This window comes from Amycolatopsis sp. lyj-90, assembly GCF_046549035.1.
GTDB lineage: Bacteria > Actinomycetota > Actinomycetes > Mycobacteriales > Pseudonocardiaceae > Amycolatopsis.
In genome coordinates this window covers 152,993-167,333 of sequence record NZ_JAJPWP010000002.1, presented here as the reverse complement: position 1 = coordinate 167,333, position 14,341 = coordinate 152,993, and the positions used below count along the sequence as shown (strand labels likewise).

The window sequence follows — 14,341 nt, the reverse complement described above, 5'->3', positions numbered from 1 at the left end:
TCAGCCGTTGAGCTTGGCTTCGGTCGAGACACCGAGGTTCTTGAGGACACCACCGGTGACCTGGTAGACGTTGATCGCGTCCGTGGACGGTTCGCCGTTCTCCTTGAACTTGATCTGCTTCGAGGCACCCTTGAAGTCGATCGTCTTGAGGGCCTCGTTGATCTTCTCCGAGGTCGTGTTGCCCGCCTTGACCGCGTTGATGATGGCGGTCGCGGCGTCGTAGCCCTCGCTCGAGTAGATCGCCGGGTCGACGTTGAACGCCGCCTTGTACTTGGTGCTGAACTCGTCGGTGGAGCCGGCGTCCGGGATGTTGCACGGGCAGCCGACGACGGCCTTCTCGGCGGCCGCGGCACCCGCACCGCTGATCAGCTGGGCGTCGAGCGAACCGTCACCGGTGGCGAAGGTGGCGGTCACCTGGCTGTCACGCAGCTGCTTGAGCAGACGGCCACCCTGGGCGTAGTAGCCACCGAAGAGGATGATGTCCGGGTTCGCGGCCTTGACCTTCTGCACGGTCGAGGAGTAGTCCGACGCGTCCTTGGCGAACTTGTCGCGCTCGCTCGGGACGTTCTTTTCCTTCAACGTCTTCTCGAAGTTGTCAGCCAGGCCGACACTGTATTCCTGGTCGTCCGAGATGATGTACGCCTTCTTGGGCGACTTCGCCGTGATGAGGAAGTTGGCGATGGCCGGGCCCTGGCTGGCGTCGCTCGCGACGACACGGTGCCAGTACTTCCAGCCGTTCGCGGAAAGGCCCGCGTTGGTGGCCGACGGCGAGACGCTCGGGATCTTGTTCTGCTCCAGCTGACCGCCGATGGCCTTCGACTCACCGGAGAAGGCCGGGCCGATCAGCGCGGTGATCTTGTCCTGGCCGACGGCGGTCGCGATCAGCGACGTCGCCTGCTCGGGCTTGCCCTGGCTGTCGTACTCCTTCAGTTCCAGCTTGGTAGCCGGATTCGTCTTGTTGTACTCGTCGATAGCGAGCTTCGCGCCGTTGCGGGGCGGGATCACGATCCCGGAGTTCTCACCGGTGAGGTCACCCATGAACCCGATCTTCAGCGTGCTGCTGTCACCGCTGCCGGACGAGCTGCTGCCGCCAGCGCAGCCTGCCAGCGCAAGCGACGCAGCCGCCGCGACGGCGAAAACCCGTCCAAAACGCACTCCTGACACCGACTACCTCCCATGACCAACCAGCCGCCGGTAGGCGTTGCCCCCGACACAGGGGCTAGGTTAGGGACGGAAGATATCCCCCTCCGCCATGATCTGCCCAGACGCCCATCACTCTGTGTCCACATCGTGACGGTCGAAACCAGAACGAATTGCACGAAAAGGCGAATGTTGCCGGTTGGCGAGTCTCCGCTGGTCACGCTGGGGATTCACCGCTACCACCTCGATCATGCTTGTGGGTAATGATCATGTTTCGGGCGCGTATCTTGCGCCCTTTCCGTCGCCGAGAGCGTCCGTTCGTCGTAGCAATGCTGCCCCAAAGGGCGTCAACCGTGCCCTCCCTTCTCTTCCGCCATGACAACCGATGGTTGTCATCGAGGCCGGAACGGCTGTTGGATCAGCACCCTGACCTCGCGGTTAGCTGTTCCCAGAGCCGGAAAAGACCGAGAGGACCTGGGAGCATGACGATGAGCATCGAACTGGACGGGGCGATCGAAGGCGTGGCGGCGGGGGTCCCGTTCGTGGCACTGCCGCCGTCGGACAAGGAGCGCCCGGCGCCGCTGGTGCTCACCTGGCATCTGCTGGGCGCGCCGTTCAGCGAGGCGGCCATGGCGGCGGCGCTGCCGATGCGGGAACTGCACGCGTGGCGGGTGCACCTCGGGTTGCCGCTGACCGGGAAACGGTTCCCGGAAGGCGGTTTCGAGGGCTTCTTCCGCCTCGCGAGCGAGGACAACGTGCTCAACGTCGTCGAGCCGCTCACGAAGCAGGTCGAGGCGGAGTTTCCCGCCGCGGTGGCGGAACTGCGCTCACGGTTGTCCATTGAGGACGGTCCGGTCGGGCTGGTCGGCGGTTCGCAGGGCGGCGGGGTCGCGCTGCAGATGCTGACCCACACCGAGATCGAAGTGGCGGCGGCCGCCCTGGTGAACCCGGTGACCCAGCTGGCGCCGGTGATCGCCGCGAACGAGCGGGTCTACGACGTCACCTACCCCTGGTCGGACCGGTCCCGCGCGGTCGCGAACGAGTACGACTACGTGCGCCGGGCCGGGGAACTGACCGCGCCGGTGCTGCTCGTCATCGGCGGGGAGGACGACGTCTCGATCACGGAACCGGCCGAAGCACTGCACAAGGTGCTGGGGGAGCAGCGATCCGAACTCGTCACCATCCCGGGGATGGCGCACGAATTCGCCGAGGCTCCGGGGCTCGAACCCGCTCCGCAGACGGAACACGCGAAGCTGGTCGATGCCGAGCTCACGCGCTGGTTCGCCCGGCACCTAGCTGTCTGAGGTCGTCGTCGGGCAGCCACGACCGCTCGGGATCGTAGGCGCACCACCCCTCTTCGTGGCTGGTCCGGCCCGCGAGCGCCAGCAGGCGCCGCAGGGCCGGGCCTTCGCCCCGCCGCCACACCACCGACCAGGGGAACAGTGGCGACGGCTCGAAGGGCAGGACCGCCAGATTGAGGTCGGAGGCGAGGTCCATGTCGGCGCCGGCGAGGGTGACCCGCTGCTTTCCGTAGCGGGTCTGTTCCAGGGTGTGCCGGAGGTCGTAGCTGACTCCGGAGTCGTCGATCGGGACGTCGAATTCTTTGCATAGGCGTTGCAAATAGGAAAGCCATTCGACCGGGCCGCCCAATTGCGGGATCCAGATGCCTTCGCTTCGGAGATCGGACAGTTTCAGCACTTCGTTGCCGGCCAGCGGATGTTCCGGGGCGAGAAGGGCGACCAGCGGCTCTAGCCGGAGGAGCCGGTGTTCGAGTTCCGCGGGCACTTCGCGGCCGAGGTCCGCGACGCGGCCGAACGCGAGGTCGATCTCGCCTCGGACCAGCGGGTCGAGGGCGTTGGCCAGTCCGCGCCCGGCGATCCGTTCGACGGCGAGCGCGGGGTCGCGCTGGGCGATGCGCCGCAGCATGTACATCGGCGAGAGGCGCGGGTCGATGACGTCGAGGCGCGGTGGGCGATCCTGCAGGCCCATCGCGGCGACGGCGGCGTCCGCCGCGCGGATCAGCTCGCGCGCGTGCGGAAGGAAACGGTCGCCGTCGGAGGTCAGCTCGACGGACCGGTTGGTGCGCCGGAAGAGCGGGACCGACAGGGCGTCCTCGAGCTTCCGGATCCGTTTCGACAGTGCCTGCTGGGTGAGGAACAGGGATTCTGCCGCGCGACCGAAATGGCCGTGGTCCGCGGTCGCGACGAACGCGCGCACCTGAGCCGTGTCGAGATCCACGGGGATGCGCGCTCAGGCGCCCGGCGGGCGTTCCCGCACCACGCAGGTCAGCCGCGCCGTGCAGGAGCGGCGCCCCTGGTCGTCGGTCAGCACGATCTCGGCGGTGACGGTCCCGCGTCCGACGTGCACCGGGGTCGCGACGCCGGTCACCCGCCCCGAACGGACCGCCCGGTGGTGGGTGCACGAGAGTTCGAGCCCCATCGTCGCCTTGTCGGTGCCGGCGTTGAGCGCGCAGACCATCGAGCCGAGCGCTTCGGCGACGACGGCGTTGGCCCCGCCGTGGAGGAGGCCGTAAGGCTGGAGGTTGCCCTCTACCGGGATGCTGCCCACGACACGTTCGGGACCGAATTCGCTGATCTCGAGCCCGAGCTTGTCGTTGAGCTGCTGGCCGGCGAAGGCCGGGTCGATCCCGGCGAAGGATTCGAGGGCTTGTTCGGTCACGCAGAGCTCCTTAAACGACACGACAGGTAGGACTGTCAGACCCTCACCCTAGACTCGCTCCCGTGAGCCCGAGTGAGAACACGACCGTTGCCAACGCCACACCTGCCACCGCACAGGCCGAGCGGCCCAAGCTGCTGCTGATCGACGGCCATTCGATGGCGTATCGCGCGTTCTTCGCGCTGCCCGCGGAGAACTTCAAGACGAAGACCGGGCAGACGACGAACGCGGTGTTCGGGTTCACCTCGATGCTCATCAACCTGCTGCGCGACGAAGCGCCGACCCACCTCGCGGTGGCGTTCGACCTTTCCCGCAAGACGTTCCGCTCGGAGACGTTCAAGGAGTACAAGGCCAACCGCAGCGCCACCCCGGACGAGTTCAAGGGCCAGGTCGGGCTGGTCGAGGACGTGCTCAAGGTCCTCGGCATCCCCGCGCTGACCAAGGAGAACTACGAAGCCGACGACATCATCGCCACGCTCACGACACAGGCGACCGCCGAAGGCTTCGACGTCCTCATCTGTACGGGCGACCGTGACGCGCTCCAGCTGGTGACCGACCAGGTCACCGTGCTGTACCCGAAGCGCGGCGTGTCGGAGATGACCCGGTTCACCCCGGAGGCGGTCGAGGAGAAGTACGGCCTCACCCCGGCCCAGTACCCGGATTTCGCCGCGCTGCGTGGCGACCCCTCGGACAACCTGCCCAGCATCCCCGGCGTCGGCGAGAAGACGGCCGCGAAGTGGATCAGGCAGTTCGGCTCCTTCAACGAGCTGATCGACCGGGTCGACGAGGTCAAGGGCAAGGTCGGCGACGCGCTGCGCGAGCACCTCGGCGCCGTGATGCTGAACCGCCAGCTCACCGAACTGATCCGCGACGTCGAGCTGGAGCTCGGCCCGACAGGTCTCGAGCTGCGCCCCTGGGATCGCGAAGCCGTCCACGCGCTGTTCGACGAGCTCGAGTTCCGCGTCCTGCGCGACCGTCTCTTCGCCACCCTGCAGAGCGCCGAGCCCGAGGCCGAAGAAGGCTTCGAGGTCAGCGGCGCGAAGCTCGCCCCGGGCGCGCTCGCGGGCTGGCTTTCCGCGCACACCGGGCAGGACGAGCCGGTCGGCGTGGCATTCCGCACCACCGGTGCCTCGGTCCGCTCGGACCTGAGGGCCATCAGCTTCGCGGCGCCGGACGGCGAAGGCGCGTATGTCGACGTCACCGAGATGGACGCCGAGGACGACAAGGCGCTCACCGCCTGGCTCGCCGACGAGAAGATCCAGAAGATCGGCCACGAGCTCAAGGTCCCGCTGCACGCCGTCGGCGCGCGCGGCTGGGCGTTCGCCGGGCTCGTCATGGACACCGCGCTCGCGGCGTACCTGGTCCGGCCGGGCCAGCGCACCTTCGAGCTCGACGACCTGGCCCTGCGGTACCTGCACCGCGAGCTGCGTTCCGAGGCCGACACCGGCGACGGGCAGCTCTCCCTGCTCGACGGAGGTGGCGCCGAGGACCTGGAGCTGAAGGAGATCCAGGCCGAGCTGGTCAAGGCCCGCGCGGTCGCCGAACTGGCGGGCGCGCTGACCAAGGAGCTCGAGGAACTCGGCGGCGCGCAGCTGCTCGCCGAGCTGGAGCTGCCGCTGCTGCAGGTCATCACCGGACTCGAAGCCGCGGGGATCGCGGTCGACATCGAGCACCTGACGAACCTGGAATCCCACTACCTCAACCGCGTCACGCAGGCCGCGGACGAGGCGTACGCGGTCATCGGCAAGCAGGTCAACCTCGGTTCGCCGAAGCAGCTGCAGGTGATCCTGTTCGACGAACTCGGCATGCCGAAGACCAAGCGCACCAAGACCGGGTACACCACCGACGCCGAGGCGCTGCAGAGCCTCTTCGAGAAGACCGAGCACCCGTTCCTGCAGCACCTGCTGGAGCACCGGGACGCGACCCGGCTACGCACCACGGTCGAGGGCCTGATCAAGGCGGTCGCCGACGACGGCCGCATCCACACCACGCTGCTGCAGACGATCGCGGCCACCGGGCGGCTCTCGTCGGTCGACCCGAACCTGCAGAACATCCCGATCCGCACCGAGGAAGGCCGCCGCATCCGCGACGCGTTCGTCGTCGGGGACGGGTACGCCGAGCTGATGACGGCGGACTACAGCCAGATCGAAATGCGGATCATGGCGCACCTCTCGCGCGACGAAGGGCTGATCCAGGCCTTCAACAGCGGCGAGGACCTGCACACGTTCGTGGCGTCGCGCGCGTTCTCGCTCCCGCCGGAGGAGATCACGCCGGAACTGCGGTTCCGGGTCAAGGCGATGTCGTACGGCCTGGCGTACGGGCTTTCGGCGTACGGGCTTTCGCAGCAGCTGCGGATTTCGACCGAAGACGCCAAAGAACAGATGGAAGCGTATTTCTCCCGTTTCGGCGGCGTGCGCGATTACCTCCATTCCGTCGTGGGCGACGCGGCGAAGGTCGGTTACACCGAAACGATCTTCGGCCGCCGCCGGTATCTGCCGGATCTCAACAGCGACAACCGCCAGCGCCGTGAAATGGCCGAGCGGATGGCGCTCAACGCCCCCATCCAGGGCAGCGCGGCCGACATCATCAAGGTCGCCATGCTCAACGTCCACAAGGCGCTGACCGAGGCGAAGCTGAAAAGCCGGGTCTTGCTGCAGGTCCACGACGAACTCGTCCTCGAGGTCGCCGAAGGCGAGCGCGAGCAGCTGGAAGCGTTGGTGCGCCAGGGAATGGGCTCGGCGTATGAACTGGCCGTCCCGCTTGAGGTCTCGGTCGGGTACGGGCGGTCCTGGAACGACGCCGCGCATTAGGCCTCGTGAGTGGTAATGACGGTGAGAACCGTCATTACCACTCACGATCGGTAGGGTCTCCCGGGTGACTTCCGAGCGCAGACGCTGGCGGGTGCGGCTGCGCGATCATCGTGGGCGGATCCTGGGCGCCGGGACCATGCTCGACCATGAGCATCTCCTCACCTGCGCTCACGTGATCGAAGGCCACGACGACGTCACGGTGGATTTCGTGGCGCTTCCCGGGGTGGAGCCCGGAATCGCCACGATCGTCGCGCGGGCGGACCCCATCGGCGACGACGGCGGGGACGTCGCGCTGCTCCGCCTGCGGCACCCCGAGGAACAGATCACCGGCGCCCCGCTCCACCGGACGGCTCTCGAAGACAATCAGCGCGTACGCGCGTACGGCTTCCCGTCCGGTTCGGACGGCATGTGGTCGCTGGCGACCGTCGTCGGCGACGGCGGGCACGGTCTCGAGCGCGTCCAGTTGCACCGGACCCCCGACGCCGAGCCGATCACCCACGGGTTCAGCGGTTCCGCGGTGATCGCCGACCGGACCGGGCACGTCGTCGGCATGGTCGCGACCCGGTACGCGACCGAGGCCGCCAAGGTCTCCTGGATGATCCCGGTCGAGACCATGCTCGGCTACCTGCCGGAACTGCGCCGCTGGGCCGAGGGCAGCCCGGCGATCGACCCGAGTTTCGTCCACTATCCCGAACCGCCGGTGATCGACGTGCTCTTCGCCCGCGAATTCGCCAGCTGGCTCGGCGGGCACGGCCGGTCGGACGTCCGGGTGATCATCATGGGCGCGGACGATTCCGCCGTCGCGGGCTCGTTGCGCCGCGCGATCTTCCTCGCCGACCGCGAACACGGCGCGGGGCGGAGCGCGTCCGGGCCGACGGTGCCGCCGGTGGGCAGTGTCGTCCTCGCCGTCGACGCGGTCGGCAAGACCGCCGACGAGGTCCGCCGCCGCATCTCCGAACGCCTGGACGTCGCCGCGGACTCGCCCGCCTGCCGTCACGGGACCGGCCGGACCGTCGTCGTCTACGGGATCGACGAGTCGGCCGAACCCGACAGACTCGTCGGCGAGGTGCTCCTGCCACTGGCCCAGCGCGCGCACGAACTCGGCCTGCGGCTCGCGCTGGCCTTCCGGAAGGAGAGCTCGCCGGGGGTGAGCGTGGTCCGGTCGAGCACCGATGTCCTGCCCTCCGGCGAGGACGACATCGAGGGCCGCCTCGCTTCGCTGGAGACCCGGCTGGACGAACTCGCGCGGTTGGAGAAGGACAACCTGAGCGACGCACCCCGGTTCTTGGACGCGCCGGAGGCCCCGGCCAGGGTGCGACGGCTGAAAGGCGCGTTGACCCAACTGCGTTCGGCGGAGCGGGACGGAGAACCCGAATGGGTGAAACGACATCTGCCCGCCTGCGAGCGGACCGTGGCCAGGGCCGGGGAACGGGCCCGCGACCTCCGCCGTCTCCTCGACGAGAACCTCGCCCGGCGCGCGGAACTCCGTGCGCGGCTCGACGCGTACGGCGAGATGGCCCGTAACAGCGGGCTCGTCGAGGACGTCGAACTGGACGCCGCCTACGCTCCCGCCTGGCGGAGGCTCTTCGAAGGACCGTGCGACCTCGGGGCCGCGGCGGCCGCCGTCGAGCGGTACGCGGACACCGTACGGAAACGGATCGACGGATGACGGCCTGCGAACAGGACGGTTGCGCGGGCAAGCTCGCCAAGACCGGCTTCTGCGAGTACTGCGGGCTGGCGCCCGGAGCGCCGGAAGAACCCGCGCGGCCGGACAAACCGACCCTGGTGATCCTGGGCCCCGGCGAGATCCCGGCCAGGACCACCACCACGATGGTCACCCGCTCCCAGCAGATGGCGGGCCACGCGACCGCGGACGACCGGGTCCCGCTGCCGATCGTCGAACTCCCCGACGTCGCGAGCCGTCTGCTGACCGTGCCGCACGTCCCGGAGGAGGAACGGTTCTGCGGCAAGCACGCTTGCTCCCGCACCCCGGTCGGCCGCTCGATCGGCGGCAGGACCGCGCCGGTCGAGGGCTTCTGCCCGGTCTGCGGGACGCCCTTCTCGTTCTCGCCGAAGCTCGCGGCGGGCGACGTGGTCGACGGCCGCTATCACGTACTCGGCTGTGTCGCCCGCGGCGGCATGGGTTTCGTCTACCTGGCAACGGATTCCGGTCTCGACGGCAGGCACGTCGCGCTCAAGGGCCTGATCAACGCGAACGACACCGCCGCCGACAAGCTCGCGGAGAACGAGAGCCAGGTGCTCATCGCGCTCGAACATCCGAACGTCGTCCGGATCCTGAACGTGGTCGAGCACGACAGTGCCCGCTACATCGTCATGGAGTTCATCGACGGTCTTTCCCTGCGGGAGATCAAGAACCGCGGCCGGGCCGGGCTGGATTCCAGCGAGGGACGGCTGCTGGTCGAACACGTCGTGGCGTACGGAAGGGAGATCCTGACCGCGCTCGGGTACCTGCACGGCGAAGGCCTGCTGTACTGCGACATGAAGCCGGACAACGTGATCCACGGCGAGAAGCGGATCAAGCTCATCGATTTCGGCGCGATCAGGAAGATCACCGACGACGAGAGCCCGGTCGTCGGAACCGAGCACTATCAGGTGCCCCGGGAAGAACTGAAGAAGCACGGTCTCACCGTCCGGTCCGACATCCACACCGTCGGCGTGACGCTGCGGGAACTCTTCCAGGCCAGCGACGGCTGGTCCGTCACCCCCGACGTACGCGGCGTCCGGTTCGGCATCGAATCGTTCGGCCGCGTCCTCGACCGCGCGACCGCTCCGTTCGAGCGGCGGTTCGCGACCGCGCACGAGATGCTGGTCCAGCTCGACGGCGTACTCGGCGAAATCCTTTCCTTGCGGGACAGGCGATCCCGGCCCGCAGGGTCGACACTGTTCACCGAAGGATCGGTGCTGCTCGACGCGGGACTTGGCCAGGCACCGCCGCTGGAGCATTGGACGCGGGGGACACCCGTCTCGCTCGGGGACCGGCCGAGCGCCGCCGAGATCGCCGTCGGTCTCCCGCTGCCGCGCGAGGATCCGGAGGACGCGCAGGCGAACTTCCTCCGCGCGGTCCGTGCCCCCGACGCGGCGCGGTTGCTGAAGAAACTCGACAAGGTGCCCGGTTCGGTCGAGGTCGGGTTCCGCCGGTGCCGCGCCTGGCTCGAACTCGGGGCGACCGTGGAGGCCACGCTGGCGGTGGCGGAGTCCGAACGGCTGCTCGGCGAGCGCGCCGCCCAGGACTGGCGGGTGGCCTGGCATCGCGGCCTCCTCGCGCTCGGCGCGGGCGATTTCGCGGAGGCCAAGAAGAACTTCGACGCCGTCTACCGGGACATCCCCGGTGAGGAGCCGCCCAAACTCGCGCTCGGCCTCTGCGAAGAGCACCTCAACGGCGCGGCCGCCGCCGAGCGGTACTACGACGCCTTGTGGGCGCGGGACCGGTCCCAGGTCAGCGCGGCGTTCGGGCTCGCGCGGGTCCGGCTGCTGCGGGGCAACCGCGCGGCCGCCGTCGAAATCCTCGACCAGGTCCCGGAGTTCTCGCGCTACGACGAGGCCGCGCGGATCGCCGGCGTGCGGGTGCTGTCCTCGCCGATGCCGGGGACCGGCGACCTCCCGTCGTCCGCGGAACTCGACGACGCCGTGGTCCGGCTGTCCGCTTCGGACCTCGACGGCGACGCCTTCGACAGGCTGGTCACGGTCGTGCGCGAGACCGGGCTGGCGGCGGTGCTCACCGGGCAGGACGGGATCACCGACGGCGAGATCCTGCGGTCCACCGAGAGGGGCGCCCGCACGCTCCTGGACAAGTCGTACCGGCGGCTCGCCCACCACGCGCCCGGGGCCGGGCCGCACGACGTCCTGATCGATCTCGCCAATTCGGTGCGACCGGTGACTCTGGTGTGAGAGGGGAACGATGAGGGAACCGAGTCTGGGCCTCGAAGTGCACCAGAACAAGTTCCTGGCCGAGGGGGACCGGTCGATGACCGCGATCGTCCGCGTCGTCTCGCGCGGCGGTGAGGCGCCCGTCGCCAGGACGGCCGCCGAGGTCCTGATGATCGACTGCTCCAGCTCGATGCGCTTTCCCAGCACCAAGATCGGCGAGGCCCGGCGTGCCGCGGCGGCCGCCATCGACGTCTTTCCCGACGGCGTGCGCTTCGCCGTCATCCAGGGCACCGACCGCGCGACGATGCTGTACCCGGCCGAGGGCGGCTTGGTGGCCGCGTCCGACCAGACCCGGGCGGAGGCCCGCGCGGCGGTCGAGCACCTCGCGGCCGTCGGCGGTACCGCGATGGGTGCCTGGCTCGCCAAGGCACGCGACCTTTTCGACGGCGTGCCCGACGCCGTCCGGCACGCGATCCTCCTCACCGACGGCCGCAACGATTCGCAGACCAGGGCCGACCTGATGAGCGTGCTGAACAGTTGCGAGGGCCGGTTCGTCTGCGACGCCAGGGGAATCGGCGACGGCTGGGAGCCTGCCGAACTCACCCAGATCGGCCGGGTGCTGCGCGGGAACATCGACTCCGTCGTCGAGGACGAGAAGCTCGCCGAAGACTTCCGGCAGCTCGTCGAGAGCGCGATGACGAAGGTGCTGCCCGAGGTCCGGCTGCGGATCGGCACCATGCCGTACAGCTGGCTGAGATCGGTCAAGCAGGTGTTCCCGGACGAGTACGACCTCACCGACCGGTGCGAGGAGACCGCCGTCCGCGAGGTGGAGCTCTCGCTCGGTTCGTTCGCGGGCGACGAGACACGGGACTACCAGTTGATCCTCGATCTCGATCCCGATCTCGAACCCCGGTTCGGGCGGGATCGTCAGCTGGCGTGGACGGAACTGGCGCCCGTTCCCGGAGTCTCGCGGGACGAGAACGCGCTGGCGATCGCGGGGCAGTGGACCCACGACCCGATCCCGCCGACGAAGGTCGACCCGCTCGTTTCCCGGTACGCCGACCAGAACGCGCTCAGCGAGGCGCTCGGCGCCGGCACCGAAGCCTATCTGGCAGGCGACCGTGAAACCGCCGAACGGGAGTGGCGCGAGGCGTTCTCCTTGGCCACCAAGCTGGACGACGCGGACATGCTCGACAGACTCCGCGCCGTCCTGGAGGTCCTCGACGAAAAGGACTTCCTCGTGCGCGTGCGCGACGAGGTGCCACCTTCCGCCATCCTGCATCTCGTCGTCCCGTCGAGGGTTTCGAAAATCGCTTCGGCGCAGGAAGATCGGCCGATGCCCGAACCCGCCGACGTGCCGCCGGTCGCCTGTCCCGTCTGTCACGAGTTGTCTCCCGGCTGGGCGAGCTTCTGCGTCGGCTGCAGGAGAGCGCTCGACGGGGCGGATTCGTGACGGCGACCCGGGTGCGGCTGGTGCGGCTCCGCACCGCACTGCTGGCGCTCACCCTCGCGGTGCTGGTGCTCTCGCTGTGGGCGTTCCACAGTGTCCAGAGCACCGCGGAGACCGTCCGCGACCGGACGTCGCAGGCGGTGCTCGAAGTGACCGCCGCGCGCGCAGCGCTGGTGGCCGCCGACGCCGCCGCGATCACCAGTTTCGCCTCCGGCGAGGCGAAACTCGCCGGCCCGGGGCAGGAGTACTCGAATCAGCTGTCGCTGGCCAGCCAGAGCCTCGCGCGGATCGCGGAGTTCAACCAGGCCGGTGCGGCGGGCGGCAACGCGTTGCAGGTGGTGGAAAGCCAGGTCGCGGCCTACTCGGGCTCCATCGGGCAGGCCGACGTGCACTTCCGTCAGCCGGACGCTCCCGTTCTGGGCGCTGTCGACCTGTGGCACGCCTCGCGGCTGCTGCACGCCCCCGGTGGTGTCCTGGACGAGCTGGAATCGTTGCAGGCCGGGCAGCGTGAGGCCCTGGACAAGCAACTGTCGTCCACCGGGGTGAGCCTCGCGACGCTCCCGCTGTGGCTCCTGCCGGTGCTGGCCCTGCTGGTGCTGCTGGTGCTCACTCAGCTGTACCTGAAGAAACGCTTCCGCCGCGTGGCCAACGTCCCGCTGCTCGCGGCGACCGTGCTGGTCGCCGCGATCGGGGTGGCCCTGGTATTCACCCTGGTCAGCCGCGACCGGCTGGATTCGGTGGGTGAGCGGCTCGACGGCGTCGCCACCGCCAGGGACGCGCAGATCCAGGCGGCCGACGACGCGGGCCAGCGACGGCTCGCCGACCTGCTGGGCGAGTACTGCGACGAGGAGCAGGGATGCGGCGTGACGGCCGACGAATTCCGGGTGCGGGCACGACAAGCCGGCACCGTGGAGACGGACAACACGCGAGTGGCCACGGCGGGGGCGCGGGCCGTGGCGGCCGACGCCTACGGTGCGGCCGAATCCGGCGGCCGGGAGTTCCTGATCCCGGCGGGCACCCTGCTCGCCGGCGGGCTGATCCTGCTCGGGATGCACGCCCGCGTCGAGGAATACCGGTACCGCCCGTGAAACGGTCGCTGGCCTTGATCATGGCGCTGTCGCTGCTCGCGGGCGGCTGCTCGGCGCCCGCCGACGACCGGCCGGTCGTCGTGCTCGCGTCGTGGACCGACGCCGAGGAGGACGCGTTCCGGCAGGTGCTGGAAGCGTTCACGGCCGACACCGGGATCAGCCACCTCTATCAGGGCACCCGTGCCGTCGACCAGGTCCTCGCCTCGGACGTCCAGCGCGGAACGCCGCCGGACGTGGCCGTCCTGCCCAACGCCGGAGTGCTGGCGAAGTACCGGAAGTCGGGCGACCTGCTGCCGCTCGGCGACGAGCTCTCGGCCACCGTCACGCGGTCCTTCAGCCCGCAATGGGTCGCCCTGCAGAAGATCGGCACCCAGGACCTCTACACGGTCGCGGTGAAGGCCGATCTCAAGAGCGTGATCTGGTACAACCCGGCCAAGCTGACCGGGATCCGCCCGACGACGTTCGAGGGCCTCCGCGCGTACTCCGCCGGGCTGACGGCCGCGGGCGGCACGCCGTGGTGTGTCGGGATGGGCGCCCCGCCCGCCTCGGGCTGGCCGGGAACCGACTGGATCGAAGACATCCTGCTGCACTCGGCAGGGCCCGAGAAGTACTGGCAATGGGCGTCCGGCAGTCTGGAGTGGACCTCTCCCGAGGTCAAACAGGCCTGGCTGGACTGGGGTTCGGTGCTCGAGTCCGCCGCGATCCGCGGCGGCGCCGCGGCCGCGCTGCTGACCGACTTCGGCGACGCGGGAAAGCCGATGTTCGCCGACCCGCCGGGCTGCGTGCTCGAACACCAGCCGTCCTTCATCATCAGCCGCTACGAGAAGGCCAAGCGGGCCGACGGGACGGCACCGAGGCCCGGAGCCGACTTCGACTTCCTCTCCTTCCCGGGGCGCGACGTCTCCGAGGTCACCGCCGACCTCGCCGGGATGTTCCAGGACAACCCGCGGGCCAGGAAACTGATCGAGTACCTGGCTTCGGAGAAGGCACAGCGGATCTGGCCGTCCATCCCGGACGCGAGCGCGTTCTCGGTCAACCGGAATCTCGGGCTCGACGTCTACACCGACCAGGTGCGCAGAAAGGTCGCGGACACGCTCACTTCGGCCCCCGCGTTGTGCTTCGACGCTTCCGACCTGATGCCCGCGACGATGACCGGCGCCTTCTACCGCGCCGTCCTGGAATACCTGAGCAACCGGGACCGGCTGGACATCCTGCTGAGACAGCTCGACGACGTCCGGAAGAGCATCCAGCCCGGCGAGTGGTTGAAAATCCAATGTGGACAGTAAAGG

The 14,341-nt window shown here is 69.1% G+C and carries 10 protein-coding genes; 7 read left to right on the top strand and 3 right to left on the bottom strand.

Annotated elements, in window-relative coordinates; all coding sequences use genetic code 11:
* A complete protein-coding gene (locus ACLJPX_RS06555) occupies positions 1-1,155 on the bottom strand; it encodes a branched-chain amino acid ABC transporter substrate-binding protein (protein WP_410599218.1) in 1,155 nt (384 codons plus the stop codon).
* A 467-nt stretch (positions 1,156-1,622) separates the two neighbouring features.
* Between ACLJPX_RS06555 and ACLJPX_RS06550 the strand changes: the two genes are divergently transcribed.
* The gene (locus tag ACLJPX_RS06550) at positions 1,623-2,444 is read left to right on the top strand and encodes an alpha/beta fold hydrolase (protein ID WP_101608840.1); all 822 of its coding nucleotides are present in this window, start codon (positions 1,623-1,625) and stop codon (positions 2,442-2,444) included.
* On the opposite strand, the gene ACLJPX_RS06545 is transcribed toward ACLJPX_RS06550, so the two are convergent.
* Positions 2,410-3,378 (bottom strand): LysR family transcriptional regulator, encoded by a 969-nt coding sequence (locus tag ACLJPX_RS06545; protein ID WP_410599217.1) that lies wholly within the window; start codon positions 3,376-3,378, stop codon positions 2,410-2,412. The genes ACLJPX_RS06550 and ACLJPX_RS06545 overlap by 35 nt on opposite strands.
* Before the next feature lie 12 nt (positions 3,379-3,390).
* Positions 3,391-3,819 carry a PaaI family thioesterase gene (locus ACLJPX_RS06540; protein WP_038511292.1) on the bottom strand — a complete coding sequence of 143 codons (429 nt, stop codon included), beginning with the start codon at positions 3,817-3,819 and terminating at the stop codon, positions 3,391-3,393.
* A 62-nt stretch (positions 3,820-3,881) separates the two neighbouring features.
* Between ACLJPX_RS06540 and polA the strand changes: the two genes are divergently transcribed.
* The 6 genes from polA to ACLJPX_RS06510 all read left to right on the top strand — a co-directional run bounded on the left by polA (position 3,882) and on the right by ACLJPX_RS06510 (position 14,338).
* Positions 3,882-6,626 (top strand): DNA polymerase I, encoded by a 2,745-nt coding sequence (gene polA / locus ACLJPX_RS06535; RefSeq protein WP_410599216.1) that lies wholly within the window; start codon positions 3,882-3,884, stop codon positions 6,624-6,626.
* Positions 6,627-6,690: 64 nt separating this feature from the next.
* Positions 6,691-8,295, top strand: coding sequence for a trypsin-like peptidase domain-containing protein (locus ACLJPX_RS06530; RefSeq protein ID WP_410599215.1), 1,605 nt, complete (start codon positions 6,691-6,693; stop codon positions 8,293-8,295).
* Entirely contained in the window at positions 8,292-10,535 is a 2,244-nt protein-coding gene (locus ACLJPX_RS06525) for a tetratricopeptide repeat protein (protein ID WP_410599214.1), read from the top strand. The genes ACLJPX_RS06530 and ACLJPX_RS06525 overlap by 4 nt, the downstream gene beginning before the upstream one ends.
* 10 nt (positions 10,536-10,545) lie before the next feature.
* Positions 10,546-11,967 (top strand): VWA domain-containing protein, encoded by a 1,422-nt coding sequence (locus ACLJPX_RS06520; protein WP_410599213.1) that lies wholly within the window; start codon positions 10,546-10,548, stop codon positions 11,965-11,967.
* Positions 11,964-13,052 (top strand): hypothetical protein, encoded by a 1,089-nt coding sequence (locus tag ACLJPX_RS06515; RefSeq protein ID WP_410599212.1) that lies wholly within the window; start codon positions 11,964-11,966, stop codon positions 13,050-13,052. The genes ACLJPX_RS06520 and ACLJPX_RS06515 overlap by 4 nt, the downstream gene beginning before the upstream one ends.
* Positions 13,049-14,338: an ABC transporter substrate-binding protein gene (locus tag ACLJPX_RS06510; RefSeq protein ID WP_410599211.1), complete on the top strand. Its 1,290-nt coding sequence runs from the start codon at positions 13,049-13,051 to the stop codon at positions 14,336-14,338. The genes ACLJPX_RS06515 and ACLJPX_RS06510 overlap by 4 nt, the downstream gene beginning before the upstream one ends.
* The last annotated feature ends 3 nt before the right edge of the window (positions 14,339-14,341 follow it).

Excerpts from the sequence above, each read along its gene's own strand:
- ACLJPX_RS06550 (WP_101608840.1), top strand. The coding sequence starts at position 1,623 with ATGACGATGAGCATCGAACTGGACGGGGCGATCGAAGGCGTGGCGGCG.
- ACLJPX_RS06525 (WP_410599214.1), top strand. The coding sequence starts at position 8,292 with ATGACGGCCTGCGAACAGGACGGTTGCGCGGGCAAGCTCGCCAAGACC.
- ACLJPX_RS06520 (WP_410599213.1), top strand. The coding sequence starts at position 10,546 with ATGAGGGAACCGAGTCTGGGCCTCGAAGTGCACCAGAACAAGTTCCTG.